The sequence below is a fragment of the Reichenbachiella faecimaris genome (genome assembly GCF_900176375.1).
GTDB classification, from domain to species: domain Bacteria; phylum Bacteroidota; class Bacteroidia; order Cytophagales; family Cyclobacteriaceae; genus Reichenbachiella; species Reichenbachiella faecimaris.
The window spans coordinates 1555041-1573985 of the sequence record NZ_FWYF01000001.1 but is presented as its reverse complement, the minus strand read 5'-3'; the positions used below and the strand labels follow the sequence as shown (position 1 = coordinate 1573985).

Annotated in this window: 14 protein-coding genes; 6 read left to right on the top strand and 8 right to left on the bottom strand. The window is 39.9% G+C overall.

The window, feature by feature from the left end; genetic code table 11:
- Position 1 precedes the first annotated feature (1 nt).
- Genes B9A58_RS06520 through B9A58_RS06510 form a run of 3 tightly spaced genes read left to right on the top strand, consistent with a single transcriptional unit; the run spans position 2 to position 4997 of the window.
- A complete protein-coding gene (locus tag B9A58_RS06520) occupies positions 2-1633 on the top strand; it encodes a complex I subunit 4 family protein (RefSeq protein ID WP_245827001.1) in 1632 nt (543 codons plus the stop codon).
- A complete protein-coding gene (locus tag B9A58_RS06515) occupies positions 1630-3099 on the top strand; it encodes an NADH-quinone oxidoreductase subunit N (protein ID WP_084371597.1) in 1470 nt (489 codons plus the stop codon). Before B9A58_RS06520 ends, B9A58_RS06515 begins: the two co-directional genes overlap by 4 nt.
- An 8-nt stretch (positions 3100-3107) precedes the next feature.
- Positions 3108-4997 (top strand): amidophosphoribosyltransferase, encoded by a 1890-nt coding sequence (locus B9A58_RS06510; protein WP_084371596.1) that lies wholly within the window; start codon positions 3108-3110, stop codon positions 4995-4997.
- A 54-nt stretch (positions 4998-5051) separates the two neighbouring features.
- Here B9A58_RS06510 and B9A58_RS06505 read toward each other — a convergent pair whose 3' ends face one another.
- The 4 genes from B9A58_RS06505 to B9A58_RS06490 all read right to left on the bottom strand — a co-directional run bounded on the left by B9A58_RS06505 (position 5052) and on the right by B9A58_RS06490 (position 11037).
- The gene (locus B9A58_RS06505) at positions 5052-6848 is read right to left on the bottom strand and encodes an ATP-binding protein (protein ID WP_084371595.1); all 1797 of its coding nucleotides are present in this window, start codon (positions 6846-6848) and stop codon (positions 5052-5054) included.
- Positions 6849-6972: 124 nt separating this feature from the next.
- Entirely contained in the window at positions 6973-9492 is a 2520-nt protein-coding gene (locus B9A58_RS06500; RefSeq protein WP_176214699.1) for a TonB-dependent receptor plug domain-containing protein, read from the bottom strand.
- A gap of 45 nt (positions 9493-9537) precedes the next feature.
- Complete coding sequence (locus B9A58_RS06495; RefSeq protein ID WP_084371593.1) at positions 9538-10458, bottom strand: FecR family protein; 921 nt, start codon at positions 10456-10458, stop codon at positions 9538-9540.
- Between the two features lie 51 nt (positions 10459-10509).
- Positions 10510-11037 (bottom strand): RNA polymerase sigma factor, encoded by a 528-nt coding sequence (locus tag B9A58_RS06490; RefSeq protein WP_084371592.1) that lies wholly within the window; start codon positions 11035-11037, stop codon positions 10510-10512.
- A gap of 154 nt (positions 11038-11191) precedes the next feature.
- Here B9A58_RS06490 and B9A58_RS06485 point away from each other — a divergent pair, with 154 nt between their 5' ends.
- Positions 11192-11551 carry a T9SS type A sorting domain-containing protein gene (locus B9A58_RS06485; RefSeq protein WP_084371591.1) on the top strand — a complete coding sequence of 120 codons (360 nt, stop codon included), beginning with the start codon at positions 11192-11194 and terminating at the stop codon, positions 11549-11551.
- Between the two features lie 86 nt (positions 11552-11637).
- Here the strand turns inward: B9A58_RS06485 and B9A58_RS06480 are convergent, their stop codons facing one another.
- Together B9A58_RS06480 and B9A58_RS06475 are read right to left on the bottom strand one after the other, a co-directional pair.
- Complete coding sequence (locus B9A58_RS06480) at positions 11638-14325, bottom strand: ABC transporter permease (protein WP_084371590.1); 2688 nt, start codon at positions 14323-14325, stop codon at positions 11638-11640.
- Complete coding sequence (locus B9A58_RS06475; RefSeq protein WP_084371589.1) at positions 14322-14657, bottom strand: PadR family transcriptional regulator; 336 nt, start codon at positions 14655-14657, stop codon at positions 14322-14324. The genes B9A58_RS06480 and B9A58_RS06475 overlap by 4 nt, the downstream gene beginning before the upstream one ends.
- 121 nt (positions 14658-14778) lie before the next feature.
- Between B9A58_RS06475 and B9A58_RS06470 the strand changes: the two genes are divergently transcribed.
- The gene (locus tag B9A58_RS06470) at positions 14779-15852 is read left to right on the top strand and encodes a hypothetical protein (RefSeq protein WP_139793766.1); all 1074 of its coding nucleotides are present in this window, start codon (positions 14779-14781) and stop codon (positions 15850-15852) included.
- Between the two features lie 62 nt (positions 15853-15914).
- On the opposite strand, the gene B9A58_RS06465 is transcribed toward B9A58_RS06470, so the two are convergent.
- Entirely contained in the window at positions 15915-16457 is a 543-nt protein-coding gene (locus B9A58_RS06465; protein WP_084371587.1) for an RING finger protein, read from the bottom strand.
- 130 nt (positions 16458-16587) lie between these two features.
- Between B9A58_RS06465 and B9A58_RS06460 the strand changes: the two genes are divergently transcribed.
- On the top strand, positions 16588-17148 hold the full coding sequence (locus B9A58_RS06460) for a cysteine hydrolase family protein (RefSeq protein ID WP_084371586.1): 561 nt from the start codon (positions 16588-16590) through the stop codon (positions 17146-17148).
- Here the strand turns inward: B9A58_RS06460 and B9A58_RS06455 are convergent.
- Entirely contained in the window at positions 17137-18939 is a 1803-nt protein-coding gene (locus B9A58_RS06455) for an ATP-binding protein (protein WP_084371585.1), read from the bottom strand. The two genes, B9A58_RS06460 and B9A58_RS06455, sit on opposite strands and share 12 nt — an antisense overlap.
- Positions 18940-18945: the final 6 nt, after the last annotated feature.

Genomic DNA, 18945 nt, shown 5'->3' with positions numbered 1-18945 from the left:
AATGGATCATTTACTTTCCTGGTTGGTCTTTATTCCGCTCATTGCAGCTGCAGTGATGCTGATCGTACCCAAATCACAAGGCCATTTATACAAATGGGTAGCCCTTGGTGCTCTTGCTGTGGTGACCGTCCTTTCAGTTGTATTGGTTTGTTCTTTTGATAAAAGTGTGACGGGCTATGGAGTAAATAGTTTGCAGTTCACTCAGCAATTGGATTGGATACAATTGAACGTGGGTTCTTTTGGGAGCTTACTGATTCAGTACTATGTAGGTGTGGATGGATTGAGTTTAGCTTTGGTGCTCTTGTCGGCCATTGTTTTATTTATTGGCGTCATTTCTTCTTGGAGCATCAAGCAAAACATTAAAGGGTATTATCTACTCTACATGGTGCTCAGTTCCAGTGTGATTGGGTGTTTTGTAGCTCTGGATTTCTTTCTTTTTTACCTGTTCTTTGAGTTTATGCTCTTGCCAATGTATTTCTTGATTGGTATATGGGGAGGAAAAAGAAGGGCGTACGCATCTATCAAGTTTTTCATTTATACCCTTGTGGGATCACTGCTAATATTGATGGTGATGATTGGCCTCAGTCTTTCTGTTGTGCAAAACCCAGACTCCACGGTTCACACTTTTGATATCATGAAAATGATGAATCCTGAAAATTTCATTCCTGGTTCTTTGTTAGCATTGGATTTTGATGGTTTACTGCTTGGATTGACTTACAGAGCCTGGGCATTTATATTATTAATTATTGGCTTTGCTATCAAACTACCAGCAGTGCCTGTGCACACTTGGTTGCCAGACGCACACGTAGAGGCACCTACGCCTATTTCTGTGGTGCTGGCTGGCATACTTTTGAAAATAGGAGGTTATGGGTTTTATCGAATTGGCTACACCATCTTCCCAGATGGAGCGATCGAATATGGTTGGTGGATTGCTCTGATTGGAGTAATCGCCATTGTATATGCAGCTTTAGTTGCAATGGCTCAAACTGACCTTAAAAGACTAATTGCCTACTCATCAGTCTCTCACATGGGATTTGTGATGCTAGGTATGGCAGCGCTAACAGTGGAAGGAAGTGCAGGCGCATTGTTTCAAATGTTCAGTCATGGCATCATTTCCGCTTTGCTCTTCTTGATGGCGGGTGTGCTTTATGATAGAACAGGGGATCGTATGATTGCCAATTATAGTGGATTGGCTGGCAAAATGCCTTGGTACAGTGTAGCTGTGATTATTTCCTTCTTTGCAGCACTGGGCCTGCCTGGTTTCTCAGGGTTTATTGCAGAATTTCTAGTACTTGTAGGGGCTTTTGATGGAGCCATCAACGGAACGATAATAGACACATTCATGCCAATACTAGGATTGTTAGGGCTGGTATTGGGTGCGGCTTATTTCCTCTGGACAATCCAACGCATGTTTTTTGGAAAATATTGGGTGAGACAAGAAAGCTGGTCATTGCCAGACCTGAATGCTCGTGAACTGATCATGATTATTCCATTGGTGATATTGGCCCTTTTGTTTGGAATATTTCCAAATCTATTGCTCGACTTGGCCAATGAGACCATCATGGGGTTTGTAGAGTATGTGCACACACAGGGCGAATTAAATCTAGAAGTTATTAAAGCAGTTGTGCGATGAGTTTAGGTTCATTGAACAATCAGATAGAAACCATTTTGGGTGACTTTGGAGTTTTACTCCCAGAGGTCACTTTGATAGTGGGTAGTTTTATTTTGATCATCCTGCAGTTGATAGTAAAAGACAAAGAAGCATCTACTAAAACCGTCTTTAGCCTTTTTCTATTGGGCATGATTTCATTGTCAGTTTCCGTCTCGCCCAGTTACGGGACTTATTTTAACGGCCTATTGTCTTTGTCTCAAATCTCAGGGTTGGCCAAGCCATTTTTCATTGTAGTGACCGGCTTTATTTTGCTTTTCCCGAATGGGGAGAGCCTACTAAAAAAGGGAGAATATCATTTCTTGCTTCTGATGATTCTGCTAGGGTCTATGTTGCTGATCGAAGTCAATCATCTGTTGTTGTTTTACCTTTCTCTTGAGTTAATTTCTATCACTTCTTATATATTGATCAATTTCAATTTTGATAGAAAGGGATTTGAAGCGAGCATAAAATATCTCCTTTTTGGCGCCATGTCGAGTGGCTTAATGCTCTATGGACTTTCGCTCATCTATGGATTAACAGGTAGTTTACAAATTGATCAAATAGGTGTTTTTATAGGCCAGCAACCTGAACTAGGGCTGTGGTTGCCACTAGCCTTGGTGCTTTTTTTTGTAGGTATTTGGTTCAAGCTGTCATTGGCACCCATGCATATATGGTCACCAGACGTGTATGAGGCTGGCCCAACACCTGTGGTGGCTTATATCTCCATTTTGCCAAAAGTAGCCGTGCTTATTTTCTTTGGGCAATTTGTGCTTCACACACATTTGAGTCAAATTGATTTTGACTGGAAAATGATATTTTCAGGCTTGGCCATATTGAGTATGTTTATTGGCAATCTCTCCGCACTCAATCAGACCAATGCCAAACGTATGATGGCATACTCTTCAATTGCCCACTCGGGTATGCTGATCATTGGAGTTGTTATAGGAACTGCCTTTGGCATCCAATCCATGCTGTTTTATGCCATTGTTTATGCCTTTATGAATCTGGGTGCATTCTATTTGATAGACTTATTTCAAAAACAAGGTTTTGAAAAAATTAAAGACTTGAGTGGATTGGGAAGGACATCGCCTTGGTTGGGAGTATTTGCTGTCATTATTATGATTGCACTGGCTGGGCTTCCGCCAACTGGAGGTTTCACTTCAAAGCTCTTGATGTTTACCGCCCTATGGGAATATTATCAAACAGAAGGACATCAATATTTGCTTTGGCTATTTGGATTGGGGCTTTTGAATACTGCTATATCACTATTTTATTATCTGAAAATACCATACTATTTGCTGGTTCATTCTGGCGATACTAAACAAGAAATAATTTTTTCTCTAAAAGATGGCACTATTGTGTTTATCATCGTGTTCCTAGTTTTATTATTATTCTTTAAAGCCGACCTATTGCTGAACGTAATTAATCAGTTTAACTTTGCCCTTTAAGAAGTGATATGAGCGACCCTATTAAACACGAGTGCGGGATAGCGCACCTCCGTTTGAGAAAACCCCTTCAATACTACATTGACAAGTACAACACGCCCCTATATGGCGCCAATAAACTGCTTCTTCTGATGAAGAAAATGCAGAATAGAGGTCAGGATGGAGCTGGTATTGCCAACATCAAACTTGGGCTTGAGCCAGGCTACAGGTACATCAGTCGATACCGATCTATAGATGCCAATTCGCTACAAAAGATTTTTGATAAGGTCGGTAAGAAATTCGGGAAAGCGCTAAAAGAAGGAGGTAAAGAAAATTTCCACGATGAACAGTGGTTAAAAAAGAATTACGGATTTACTGGGGAAGTATGGTTAGGACACCTTCGCTATGGTACACATGGTAAAAATAGTATAGAAAGCTGCCACCCCTTCTTGCGACAGAACAATTGGCGTTCTAGAAACCTTGTGGTCGCTGGCAACTTTAATATGACCAATGTGGATGAGCTATTTGACATCCTCATATCTTTAGGTCAGAATCCAAAAGAAAAAACTGATACCGTGACTGTCATGGAAAAAATCGGCCACTTTTTGGATGAAGAAAATCAAGAAATTTTTGATAAGCACAAATTCAAATTGTCCAACAAGGACATTACCAGGAAAATAGAAGAAGAGCTCTCTATGATCAATATCCTGAAAAAATCATGCAAAGATTTTGATGGTGGATATACGATGGCGGGCATGGTAGGGCATGGTGCATCATTTGTAGCGCGTGATCCTGCAGGTATTCGTCCAGCCTATTATTATGCAGATGAAGAGGTGGTGATTGTAGCATCTGAAAAGCCGGCCATAAAGACAGCTACCAATTGTGCCTACGAAGACATTAAGGAAATTACGCCAGGTCACGCCTTGATCATTAATCAGGATGGTTCGTTTTCTGAGGAGCAGTTTATAGATATGCTGCCAAAGAAATCATGCAGTTTCGAAAGAATTTACTTCTCAAGAAGTTCTGATCCAGATATCTATCGCGAAAGAAAAAAACTGGGAGAGTTGCTAGTACCCAAAGTACTTCAATCTGTTAATTTTGATCTGAAAAACACTATATTTTCTTTTATTCCAAACTCAGCAGAAACAGCTTTTTTAGGCCTGATGAGTGGATTGGACGAATATTTAGTTGCAAAACGTAAGGAGATCATCATAGAGGGCAAGCCGCATAATGGCGATTTAGAAGAGGTTCTGTCATTCCGCCCAAGAGTGGAAAAAATGGTGATCAAAGACGCCAAACTCCGTACCTTCATTGCGGATGATTCGTCCCGTGATGAGCTGGTAGCTAATGTGTACGACACCACGTATGAGGTTGTCAATAAAGGGGTTGACAATTTGGTAATCATAGATGATTCGATTGTTAGAGGGACTACGTTAGAGAAGAGTATTTTGACCTTGCTCGACAAATTGGATCCTAAGAAAATTGTGATTGTATCTTCCGCTCCACAAATCCGATTCCCGGATTGTTACGGTATTGATATGAGCAAAATGAAGGACTTTGTGGCCTTCCGTGCTGTGCTTGAATTGCTTGAAGAAAACGACAAGTCGTACTTGCTGGAAGAAGTATTGGCGAAGTGCGAGGAGTCTGATGGTAATCCAGAGGCTCCTAATCATGTGTTGGAATTGTATAAGCCATTTACAGCCGATCAAGTGTCTGCAAAAATCACTGACATTGTTCGGCCGAAAGGCATGAAAGCTGAGCTGGAGGTTATTTTCCAATCCGTGGACAACTTGCATAAGGCTTGCCCTGATCACAGAGGAGACTGGTATTTCACTGGCAACTTCCCGACTGTAGGAGGCAACAGAGTGGTGAACAAGTCCTTTGTCAACTTCATGAAAGGGGTGACTGTAAGAGCCTATTAAGAACAGTTCACAAGGATGAAATTGAAAGGCCACTCTTGTGGTCTTTTTTGCTTTCTAATCAGAAACTTTGTCGAAAGTAACAATGAAGGTAGTACCCATGTTCAACTCTGATTCGCATGCGAGCTTTGCGTTCAAAATATTCACATACTTGTGTACAATGGAGAGCCCAATGCCATTAGAAGCTTCTCCATCCGTAGGTTTGGCCGACAAAGTTTGGAATTTTTTGAACATATTTCCTTGGTCTTCTTCGGATAGTCCAGGCCCTTCGTCTCGCAACTTTACTACTACCTGGTGCTCATTGGAACTGGTCGAAAAATGAATGTTCTTCTTGTGAGGAGTGAATTTGATGGCGTTGGACATGAGGTTGTCAAATATGTGAAAGACATAAGCGTCAATGCCCGAAATGTACATATTAGGTACAATTTCAGTATGAATAGTGATTTGTTTGTCTGTGGCGGCCTGTGAAAAATTTGTTGCAATTTCTTGAAGACACTCAGATAAATTTACTTCTTTAAATTCTTCCAATTGCTGCGATTCAATACGCTCTACATCCAATATCCGAGTGACCATATCACTCAATCTTTTAGATTCATTGGTTATGTGATCTAGCATTTTTACTTCATCAGGAGAGAGTTGGGCATCCTTCAGTAGCTTTGATATGCTATTGATGTTGTTGATGGGTGCGCGCAGATCATGAGAAAGTATATGTATATAGCTATTCTTTTCATTGTTGATATCTATCAACTCTTGATTGCGTTCGCTGAGCAATTCATTTTTTTGTTCAATGAGTTTTTGATGAGAAAGGAGCAACTTGTTGGCATTGGATTTGATTTTGCTTCTGTTGAATAGAAAAAAGGCCGTGAGAAATGTAAACGAGATAGCAATAATAAGTATGACCTTGATTTTTTCTTGCTGTTCGGCCTCTATCTTACTTCTCTGGATTTCTTCATCCATAAACATCTTTTCTTGCATCAAGAGTACCATTTCCTCATTCTGATGATTCGATAGGTTTTTCATAAAATCAATAAATTCAGATCCAAGATATCGTCGAATACTGTTTTGCTTTATTTTGTTGAATTCGTCACTTTTCAAATATTCATTGAACGGCATATCCCAGTCAGAGTCCTTATTGAAAATGACGCCTAGCCCGTGGCCCCTGACGGCATAGGCATTCAGCCGTTTTATGGGAGAATCATTATTAAGAGCCAGTAAGTATCTGGTGAGATCACTATAGCCAAAACTTTTGGGAGCAGATACAATTTCCTCGATAATCTGAGTGCTTTGTTCGATATATCTAATATCAAAGTGCGATCCTTGCTTTCTAATTTTTTTTAGGTTTTGATCGTAGGTTGTACCTAAGACTGAAATAGCAGTATAGGCGTTGTAGGGATCGTTAAATTCGTCTTCATGAAGAATTGATGGATTGGAACGATGAGTAACGAGTACTTGAAAATCTGGAAAATAAGGATCTGAAAATTTTACATTTCGCTCACGATCTGCAGTCCATGAGATGATATCCAGACCAATGTCGCCAGCGTGTTCTTTGGTTTGTATTTGATTGAATATCTCTGACAGGGTATTCCATTCTATCCAGTGGTATTGGATATGTACCCCGTACTGATTAGCCAAATACCGTTGAAACCCAGCCATCATTTCATACTCAAGCCCTTCTAATTCACCATGGGTAGACATCAGGAAAGGTTCGTTCAATTTGTACTGAATAGCCACTATGCCAGCTTTTTGTTCTTGTGCCTGTTTCCAGGTGAGATTGCTTGCTAGTGTGGCTGTATCACAGACTAAAGCAATGAGGACTATCCATACATAGCAGATGGTTTTTTTTAGAATGGCCATAGGTCTACGCGATTAAACTTTCAAGTACTTATTCACAGCAAACACAAGGTAATCAAATATGATGCCTATATACTGATATGATTTCACTTACTAATTATGCACGAACAGAAGGGTAATAGACTCCTCACCACTCAATCATCACCATCAAGTTAGGAGCAAATCCCAGTGCATTTCTGTCTACCCATTTTGGGGGTGGAGGATTGCCTCTGAAGGCTCGGTCTATTAGATTTTTAGTGTCAAATACGTTTATAACAGATAACCCAAAACTGGCTGACCAAGGCCTTTCGTTAGTAAAGGGAATTTTATAAGAGGCAGACAAGTCTAAAGAATGAACATTAGGGTATCGCTCAGGTACCTCTGCGAATGGATCTGGGGCTCTTGGTGCTCCAGGTGGTCGATTGGCCTGCGCACGTTCATAAATGACCTGAGCATAGGCAATTTCCAGAGACTGCGCATTTAGTCCTGACCCATATTTCCAAACTCCAGATAGTTTCCACCTGTCTTTTTGAAATGCTGAACCCACATATACGACGTGAGGTTGGACATACTTGGACTTATAGGTAGTCTGATTAGTCGTATCTAAGGTAATCTTTGAGTCTCCATAGGAATAGCCTACCCAGGCAGTTGTAGCTTCATTGAAGCTTTTTCTTACATAGGTGTCAATCCCATAAAGGATATTATCTGCCGTAAAATATTCACTGGTATTATCTAGAAATAAATTTTCGTAATAGGTGACATTATTAGCTGTTTTGTAAAAAACCTCAGTATCAAAAAGCCATTGGTCTTGATTGATCATAAAGCCTGCCATGTATTGAGAACCAGAAATTACATTACCCTGCTCATTGGTTGCTAGTTGCCACATGGCATTGTCAAATCCGCCTACACCGATTTGAAGATTTCGAACCTGACTGAGAAACTGATGATAGCGACCTGCAGAGGCTTTAATATTTAGCCAGGGATTGACAGTATAGTTGCCCTGCACTCTGGGAGACAAGTAGAATGCTTGTTTAGGACTATAGAAACTCCCTCTAAGTCCTAATTGTAAACTGAACTGCTGGGTAAACCAACTAAAGTTTGCAAAAGGAGATATAGTATGTGCTTGGTATTTGTCATCTCTAAAGACAGTTTCTGCACTATTATTTATAATGCCATCAGTCGTATTATTGTATTTCAATTGTGAGGACTGTAATTTATAGTCTACTCCTAACTGAAGATCGTGTGAAGGTTGATTAGAATTTGATAATTCGAATCTGGCATTATAATCTTTAATCGTATTTTCTCCCTTCGTCTCCCCCATAGGAGTGGGTGAGCCACTAGAGTAGGTATAGTTACCCAGTGTATTTATAATTGAAGTTGACCAATTAGGATTGATTTCACATTTCCATTCTGTATTTACACCATAATTTTCAAAATTGATTCCTTCTATTTGGTTCAGGGCAGCTCCCATTATGAGCTTATAGCTTAGATCAGAGCTGCTATAAATCCCTGAGACCGTGATTTTATTTTTGTCATTGGGCATGGCGATCAGTTTGGCGTGATAGTCCTGAAATGTTACGTCCACATCAGTGCCGATATTACCTTCGTCATCAGATATGCCCGTAGCCGCAAACACAGATTCGGTAATGGCATTGAGTTTTGGAGATCTGACTGCTGTTGGGTAGGAATGTCTTGCGCCTAAAACCAAAGATGCTTTTTTGTTTGTCAGAGTTGTCTTGGCATAGCCTAGCGCATATAGTGTATTTGCACCAAATCCATAGCTCGACTCATTGTCTATATTATCTTCTGTATTGATAAAGACTGCACCTCCGACCCGTCCACCAACTCTAGGGTGATATCCGCTCCGGAAAACCTCTACTTCATTTACAATTTTTTGGTTATATGGCGATATGGTGCCAAAATAATGTCCACGATGGTACATTGGAATATTGTCAAACAAAATGAGAGACTGATCAGGTGCCGTTCCGCGTATGAATAAATTGCCTGGGCGACCATCTGGGGTGGTGATGCCTGGGAGTGCGGCAAGCGAGGCAAATATGTCACCGTCTGTTTCACCAGGTAGCAGGGGAAGATCTTTGACTTTGATAGAAATTTTTTGATTGGAAGGATCCATGTTGATGCCCTTGGTGATGAAATCTTCTATCATGACGTCATTCAATAAATAGGTCTGCGTCATTAAGCTGATATCCAATGTCTTATGATTGAGCAGATACTCAAAAGGTAATATTTTTTTCTCATAGCCTGGAGCGTAAGCTATTACCGTTTCTGAGCGGTTTGGTTTGTATGTAAAAGTTGCCTTATCATTTTCTAGTTGAATATCCGTTGGGTTGGAATTGATCAAAACAAAAAATGGCGGGTTGATGGGTGTAGATGCTAAGGAATCTGTGAGCGTGAGTTCATAAGTACTTTCTACTAGTACAAGTGTGTAATAATTTTCCCCAACCCGTTCGATACGCACTGGAAGTTGAGCCTGAGCTTCAGTAATAAACTCAGCCAGACTCTTATTGCTGCTAAATTCTTTTTGAATGTGGCCAAATACGGCTGGATCGTATGAGAAACTAGCATCTAGTTCTTTTTCATATTGCTGTACTGCCTTGAGGAAGGGTAGTTTTTGTTGTGCGCTCAACACACCAACCCCTATGCACATTAAGCATGTGACTAATAATAAATGCCGCATAATAACTTTTCTCTCTTACTCAGACAAATATAGGGTATTGTCTTCAAGTCGATAACTTATCCCAAGCGCAGGAAAAATTATTTTAAGAGATTGGTCTAGATTGCTTTTAGGGATAGATCCTGTAAACCGTCTGGCGAGATTAACATTTCCTAGCTCAACAGCAATGCCGAAATTTGACTCTAATTCGTTGAGTACTTGCTTCAATGGCGCGTTGTCAAATGCAATATTATCTTTTATCCACTCGGGATACTGGATGTCAAACAATTGTTTGGCACTCCATAATCCATCAAGTAATAGACTAGCTTCACCTTTGTTAAGTTCCACTGATTTTCCTTTGGTAGCTGTGGCTCGTACACGTCCTTCGTAACAAACAGCATGTAGGGCTTGCTCCATTTGGTATACAGTAAATCTGGTGCCCAAAACGGATACAGTCCCTTCAGAGGTAACGACATCAAAACTTCCCTTTTGAGGCACCTCAAGATAAGCTTTACCCTCTAGTACTAACTTCCTATTACCATCTTTCCAATCCTTCTTTTTCCACTTTACTCTTGAGTTTGCACTCAAATAAAGGGTGGAAGTCCCATCTGGAAGGTCAATGACTCGTGTTTCCCCATAGGCAGTTTTGTAAGAGACTGTAGTGATGGAGCGATAGAGCAGGGGCCCAGTAAAGAGCATCAATAAAACGGCAGCAGCTACTGAGACATATTTCCAGGTAGACATTGTAATTACCTTGGCCTCCTTTTTAGTACTGAGCACTTTCTGAACATCAAAAATGGTGGTGTCCTGATTTGGAACCCAATCATCTACTTCTTGTACGATTTGTGTATACTTCAGGAATTCATCATTTGACAGATGCTTCTTGGCTTCGTCGGCAGAAATGTCTCCATTCAGCCACTGAGCGAGTATTGCATCTTTATCTGTGTGATTGTTTTCCATGACTTTTTTATTTTTCTAAACCTATGACGATAAGCAACCCATAAACCCTACCTATATCGAAAAATGATTTAATACATCTAAATCGGCTCGAATTGATTTTAGTGAAGAAGTAATGTGTTTCTCCACTGTTTTTACCGAAATCTCAAGAGCATCTGCGATTTCTTGATTTTTCATTTTGTCTATTCTACTCATTAAGAAAACTACGCGCTGCTTTTCTGGTAGGTTGGATACCACAGACTCCAGTTGTTCCTTGAATTCGTCTACCTGATAGAGAAACTCAGGGTTGGTTTCCAATTGTGCTTCGCTTGTATCACTCCTTTTTTCAAATTTGAGGATCACTTTTTGATGAGCCGTATCGTCTAGAAATATGCGGTTGGCTGTAGTGAATAGGAAACTCTTAGCTTTATCAAAGGCCACTTTGCTACAATTATTCCACAATCTGATAAAAGCTTCTTGTGCACAATCTTTGGCCTTTTCTAAACTTCCAAAGCGATAGAATAAAAAATTTCTTAAAGGAACCTCATGAGCTTGGTGTAACCGCGAAAATGACTGCTCTTCACAAACAGAGGGTTGATTCATAGTTTTGCTGGGTATTAGTTTCCAAATATAATCACCTTGCAAGAGATGAAAAGCACTTCCACTTAATTTTTGGAACAATTTTGGTTTGGGTGGGATACTAAGGTAGGGTGCGGGTGAGTTACTCCGTTGTATTCATGAAAAGGGACTTGAGATTATGAAGAGAATTAAAATGATTGCGCTATTTGGATTGTTAATTTGGTCAGATGGACTTTCAGCGCAAAACCAGCAGGTTAATACAGTTAAAGAATTAGGGAAGGTGAAAGAATTCAAGACAGTTGATCTTTTGAAAATATACCCAAATCCTGTTTCAGAATATTTAAACATTACACAACAACAATTTGACGGTAGCACTTCCCAATTGGAAATAATAGATCTGTCAGGTCATACCATATATGAGGTTAAGGAGACGTTTACTCAGCTATCCATTTTTGTCGGAAACTGGCAAAAGGGCATCTATATGGTGTTTTTCCGTCAGGGAGATGCTAAAGTCATGCATAAAATAGTGGTGCATTAAAAGTTAGGTTTGAGGTTATAAGTTAAGTCAGCCCGTCAGAAGGATAAGCTATGAGAAGCCACCTACTGAAGGCTGACTTTTTTATTTCATTCTACCCTAAGCGATTCAATTGGGTTTACGCTAGAGGCCTTGATAGCATGATATGCCACTACAACCGCAGCGATAGCAAAGGTTGCAAGCCCGCTCAATATGAAGGGCATACTGGGGATATCTATTCGATAAGCAAAATTCTCCAACCATTGATTAATCAGGTAAAGGGTCAGTGGAATAGATAGCAGAATGGCTAGCAACAATTGAAAGACAAATCCCTTGATCAGTAATCTGAATATGGACAATGGAGAAGCGCCCATTACTTTTCGTATGCCTATTTCTTTGATTTTGCTATTGGATACAAGCATGATCAACCCAAACAGACCAAGTCCTGCAATTAAAATTGAAAGAACAGTAGCAATAACAATTAATTTTTTGAGACGCGCTTCGCTTTCATATTGTCTACTGATCCGATCATCTATAAACTCGAAGTTTGGCGCTTCGTCAGAAAATGTAGCTTTCCATTCTTTTTCCAGTATTTCTATGGCATCATGTAGGTAGGTGCCACTATAGGTGAATACGATTTTTGGAACATAAGAATCTTTTATATCAGCATCTGTAACGCCTTTAAAAATAGGCAATATGTTTTGCACGATTACCAAAGGTTCAACCTCAGAATGCAAGGAAGAATAATGGAAATCATCTACCACACCTATAATTTGGTGTTCACCAAATTCGGCTCCTGGAAGTTTGTCGCCAATGGGATTTTCTAACCCAAAGTACTTGGCCGCACTTTTATTAATCAGGATAGACTGTCTTTGATCCAATCCATTTCCAATTTCAAAATCTCTGCCCTGAACAGGTTTAATATTAAATGCACTGAGATATTCGGGGTTGACCACTAATAGGCGAAACCATTTGAAATCACCCTTGTCATCATTGAATGCTACGTGTGTCCAGCCATTTGAACCAAAAAGATGATTGCCAATTGCGATTTTGGAGACTTGAGGGTGCTTTTTCAATTGGGATTTGATTAATTGGCCATTTTCCATCCCTGAAGTTATGGCATGCAGTATGCCTCGGCCGTTCTGATCCACAGGGAGTTGAGCTGAGATCACGGCTTTGTAATCATACCCTAGGTTCTTATCCATCAAAAAGTCGACTTGCTTTTGCATAATAAGAACTGTACTGATTAAAAATACAGTCACCAAAAACTGAAGAACTACCAGGCCTTTGCGTGCTGCTAACTTGCCAGTGGATTGATTACTTCCATTGATAATATGGATGGTTTTGAAAGCTGTGATAATGATAGCCGGATAGCTGCCAGCAACAAAACCAATAATTAGCCCTAAAGCTAAGTACACGCCAATATGCCACCATTCGAATTGAAAAAAGATTTCTGTACCTGTGAGCGCATTGAAGGTGGGGATTAGGAAAAAGGTAATCACAGTACCAATGGACATAGCTACAATGGCCAATACAAGGCTCTCGCTCAAATACTGATAAATTAATGTACGCTTCGAGGCACCCAGCACCTTGCGCATACCCACTTCTTTGGATCTTTTCAGCGATTGGCCTGCAGATAGTGTGGTGTAATTCACGCATGCCATAATCAAGACTAATAGACCGATTGCACCTAGTATCATCACATATTGAGGGTTGCCTACTGGAACATTCCCCAGTGGGACGTCTGGATTCAAATGAATATCTGTGAGTGGTTGAAAACCGATATTATACTGATCACGTTGCATTTCTTGATCTCCGTAGGTGGCGTCGCCCATCAGACTCATTACCACATCCTGCATCTTATTTTCTATTGAGGATATGTTAGTTCCTTCTTTTAGCAATACATAAGTTTCGGGGATGATGTTGAACCATGCTGTGAATAGTCGTTCACCATAGATCCTGCGACAGTTCTCTGTGGAGATAGCCATATCAAATCGTATACCTGATTCTATTGGAAGATCTTCAAAAACGGCCGATACCACCAAGTCCCTGGTCAATGAATCTACCGTCACTGGGAGTGTTTTTCCCATTGGGTTCTCCATCCCAAAGTATTTTTTAGCATAGCTCGATGAAATAGCTATATGATCTCTGGATGGTAAGAAGGTGGATTTGTCCCCATTGATGAGTTGGAAATCAAAGACTTCCAAAAAATCAGGACTGATCAATGCTATTTCTTCATCAATTCGATTTTCATCACGGCCGACTAGAAAATTATTAGCTATATATTGTACCGAACGCTCGACTTCTGGAAAATTATCTTCGAATAGCAATTCGAAACGCAGGGGGGTGTGTGAATTGAAAAATTCGCGTCCATCTCCATAATCTTCTTTTAACCAGCTTCTGTAGATGCGATCCTTTTTACTGTGAAAATGATCATAGGAGACTTCTTGCTTTACATATAGTCCTAAAAGCAGGAAACACGTAATGCCAAGCGTCAGGCCGAGCAAATTGATAGCGCTATTGAACTTGTCTCTCCAAAGCACCCTAATGGCGATTTTTAAATTGTTTCTAGTCATAGTAAAAAATGAGTTTTTGAGTTTTTGATTTTCTTTTAAGGCTGATAGTCGAAAGGAGCGAAGCACCAACCATATATAGAGATATTTGGCTTTGGTAGTTTGGCCCTCCTGTTGTTTTTGCTGGAAAATTTCATAGAGATCTCCCTGCAAATCTTCGAGTAAGTCAGGGTGACAATACCAAGCTAAAAACCGATCGGCCCATTTGGGTGGTTGAGGTTTCATTGGATTCCTGCAAAGGCGAGTTTTGGCATTTTGTTATATAGTGCTACTCTGAGTTCCATGGTGTCATCCAGGATTTTCCTTCCCACTTGGGTCAGTACAAAAAAGCGCTTGCGTCTACCACCTCGATCGGTCGTAGCTCCGCCCATTTCTGATTGAGCATAGCCTTTTTTTTCAAGTCGCCTCAGTACGGAATGCACAGCAGTTACATCCATTTTCCGATTGGTGTTTTTCTTGATTTCTTCGAGAATGGCTACGGCATAGGCTTCTTCATATAGAGAGCCTATGGTCAGCAGAACTAATTCTTCTAATTCACCTAAATGTTCTCCTTTCATAGTTTTTAAAGTTTGTTGTACAATTATACAAGAAATAAAATAATTAGTTGTGTTTTTGTACAACTAATGGATTTGGCCAGACTGATTTATGGATAATCAGATTGTTTATAAATTTGCATTTATGAGACCAGCAGCATATTTTTTTTCTATCCTTATTCTATTGACAAGTGCTTGTGATGATCACGATACCAGCAGTGGGTCATGTGAATCTACAGAACTTTCAACCCATCAAACCTATGCGGATCTTGTGGAGGCTGTACCTGAATTGGTAGTCAACACTTTTATAGAAGAGCCGAATGCAGAGGGGGCTTTGGGTAGGAATAAAAATGGCTACTTGCATGTCCGGTTTCAATTGCCCATGACCTATTTGGTAGAATATGCAATTAGGAATCAGGATGAGGAAGTGCTCAACCTGTTCGTGCTCAATCTTAGTTATTCATTTGATCACCAAACTGAAGCAGGGGATTTTGAGTTTGTACTGCCTCCTGATCAGCCTGCTGATCAGTCCTCGCTTGCAGGAAATCTATTGAGCGGAACTGCGTTTTTTGGGTATGCAGTTGGCATAAGTTTGGTTATGCTCTATGAATCTGACTGGTATCAGCAGTTGCCTGAGGATCATTCGGCCAAATTGAACATTGACGGTTTAAATGCTAAAATTGCACTTTTGTTGACCTTCCTGAAAGCGAACATAGAGGAACTAGAACAGCATGATGGAATGGCACCCAATCGACTGTTGTATGATGTTTTGGCGCTTTACACGCTGGCAGGACATGTGAAAGACCCAGAAGCGGTTTCATTGGCTTTGCCACTGACTCAGCAAGTCTTCCACAGTCACCAACCTGAAGGGTATTTCCTGGAAGCAGGAGGGTGGGATTCCAGTTATAATGGTGTATCTGTTAAGTTAGGTTTTGAATTATTTACGTTATTGAATTCTCCAAATCATACCGATTTGAGAGAGCGATTGGCCGAAGTAATCACATGCGCTGTCAATTGGCAGGCTTCGCGTATACTTGAAACAGGGGAGATTTCTACAGAAGGCAATTCCAGAGTTTACCCTGGTGGGGAATCATTGGGTGGTATTGAGAAACGGGTAGATGTGGAAAAAACGGTTCGGGCTTTTAGCTATATGGCTCATTTGAGCGGAGATGCTAGCTATGGTAAATTACTTGATCTCGTGCTGAACTATTATGACTAATAGGTAAATATAAAAGCCATTGGGTTTGATCAAAACTCAATGGCTTTTGTCAGTTTAGTCAATTACATTTCTTCGTCCATATCATTTTCCATTTCGTCATCGTCCTCCATTATGTATTCGTAGGCAGCTGAAATGTCTCCATAGGATTGTTGAAATACAATTTTTCCTTCTTCATTAAAATCAAAAGACTCGTAAAGTTTCACAACCACCGATTTTTCTTCAGTGGAATCAGTTGCTTGTAGAATCATTTTCCAATCACCATAATAGCGCACAGAACCATCTGCTTTTTTGGTATCCACATTCACACCTGGCAGAAGGACTGGGTCTGTCATCAATTCTAGGTCAAAGCTTGCTAAAAATTCTTTATCCTGAGCTTTTAAATCTTCGATTCCGAGTGAATCAGGCGCCCCAAAGGAAGTACCTCTAATCAAAACATCATCTGCATACCAGGCGTCATAATCCAGATTTTCGGACTGATAGCCTTCAATATAGGCCATAATGATTTTGGAGTTTGCCTCAAAGGCTTCATTAGCCGTATTGTCTTGGGGTGGTTGACAGGCACCTAGCACTAGCAAGGCACAAATCATCAAGTTTAATAGTTTCATTGGTAAATTTTAAGTTTGTTTAACTTCAATTTAGTGAATTAACTACTTATTGTAGGCAAATTTCTCGTAATGAGCAGTTTGCATTTTCACCAATTCATATTTGAATTGATTTGTAAACCTAAACTTGACTATGACTAACAAAGCACTTCTCCTTATAGATATTCAAAATGGGCTCGATGAAGTAGAGTTTTATGGTGGCCAAAGAAATAACCCCAATGCAGAGGCTAACTGTAGTAAAATATTAAACTTGTTTAGAGAAAATAAGTGGCCGATTTTTCATGTCAGGCACAATTCTACTAATCCAGAATCTCCTTTACACCCATCTAAATCTGGCAATCAGATTAAATCAATGGTTGCACCAATTGATGATGAGCCTGTGATAGAAAAGAATGTAAATAGTGCCTTTGTGGGTACCAATCTGAAGGGGCTGCTTGACGTGGAACAGATAGACCAGCTGATCATAGTAGGGCTTACTACTGAGCATTGTGTATCAACCTCAGCACGAATGGCCGCAAATTTGGGATATCAGGTCACTGTCGTATCAGACGCAACTGCGGCTTTTAATAAGGTTGGGATCGCAGGTGAGAGGTATGAGGCTGAAGTAATTCATCTGACAACATTGGCGACGTTGCAAGGGGAATTTGCAGAAATTATGGATACGCAAACTGTGTTGGACGAATTAAGCATTTAACTTGACGAAAAATGTGCTTCCATTGCCTTCTTCGGACTCAAGCCAGACTTTGCCTCCCAAATCCTTTACATATTTTTTAACAATAGACAACCCAAGACCAGTAGAAGATTCATTGCCAGTAGGCTCAGCACTCAATTTTTGAAAACGTTGGAATACCAGACTCTTATCTTCATCCGTAAATCCAGGTCCCTGATCACTCACTTTGAAAATTATATGTCCATCTGTTTTATTCACATTCAGCGTCACCTTGGTGTCCTGTGGGGAAAACTTCACTGCATTAGAAAGCAGATTTTCTAATACAAGAAATAACAACATGTGATCTGTTTCTATGGTCAGCCTGTTTTTTGGTGTTTCAACCTGTAGCTCAATGTTTTTGTTAGTTGCTGCAGGTAGATATCTAGAGGATAGGTCATCCATTAGCTGAGCAATATTGACCTCTTCCTTTAATATGGCCTTGTGGTTGCCTTCCAGCGTACTTGGGTCGAGGATTTTAGTGATCATTTGGTTCATTCCATTGGCAGTAAGACTTATCTTGTCTAGATAGTCTTTTTGCTCTTCGTCCAAATTTTTGTTGTCTTTGATCATAATTCCAGATAATCCCAGAATATTGTTCAGTGGTGACCTAAGGTCATGAGCCAAAATGCTTACCAGATTATTTTTATCTTCATTTAATGCCAGCAATTGAGCGTTCCGATTCATCATTTGTTCATTCTTTTGACTTATGTCTTTCTGTTGCAATTCAATCTGATCTTTTTGCTTTATGATCAACTTTGTGGTCTTCTGATTGTTGTAGAAGAGATACATGATGATGATCAAAAACATCAGTACTACACCAATGCCAAGAATTAATATTCGCTTGTAAGCTTTTTCTTCCTCCAATTTCAAATTGGCATTTTTGATCAATGCCAATTGGATTTCTTTCTCTTTGGTCAATATGTATGTACCTAGCTGCTCGCGGTCATAGGAGTTGTCAATGAACTGATAGAGCTCATTTCCAAGATATTTAGATATGATGGTTGCAATTTTTGATTTGTAATCTTTATCCCCTAGGAATGAATTGAAAGGAATATACCAATCACTGTCTAGAGGCATAATAAATCCATAACCTATACCCCTGATGGTAAAGAAATTTTGACGAGTAAGATCTCGTCCATCTTTGATCCACATGAGGTAAATGGGTAGATCAATGAAGGCAAACATGTTGTCAAATTTGCTGATGTGGTCAAGTACATTTTTGTCACTATGGATGTATTTAATTTCAAAATTCATACCTAGCTCTTCTCTCATGTTTAGCAAAAAAGTCTCGTATGTAGTACCAGCTATGGTTACTGCCGTCATATCTCTCATCAAGCTATTTACATCTTCGAGCTGACGTACTATAGGTGTACCCTGACTAGAAACTAGTACGGTAATGTCTGGAAGATAGGAGTCGGTAAATTTTAAGTATTGCTGTCGTTCTTCTGTGATAGAGAAAGCAGATACACCTATAAGATTGTGGTCTGTAGATATGGCCACAGTGTCAAGGATTCCTCTAAAACTTTCTGCTTGTATCCAGTTGAGTTTTAAATCAATGGCATGCTTTTCTCGAATGTATTCCTCAAAAGTCTCAAAAATCTCATACTCCAAGCCAACCAATTCTTGTTTTGAATTGTAATGAACAAAGGGGATAGAAGTATACCAAAGAAGATCAAGTTCGGCTTTTTGATCTTCTTGAGCTTGACGCCAAGAATCGGCCAAGACGCTCTGTGAAAGAAGAACGAATAACGTAAGAATGAACAAGTAAAGGCGCATACTTTA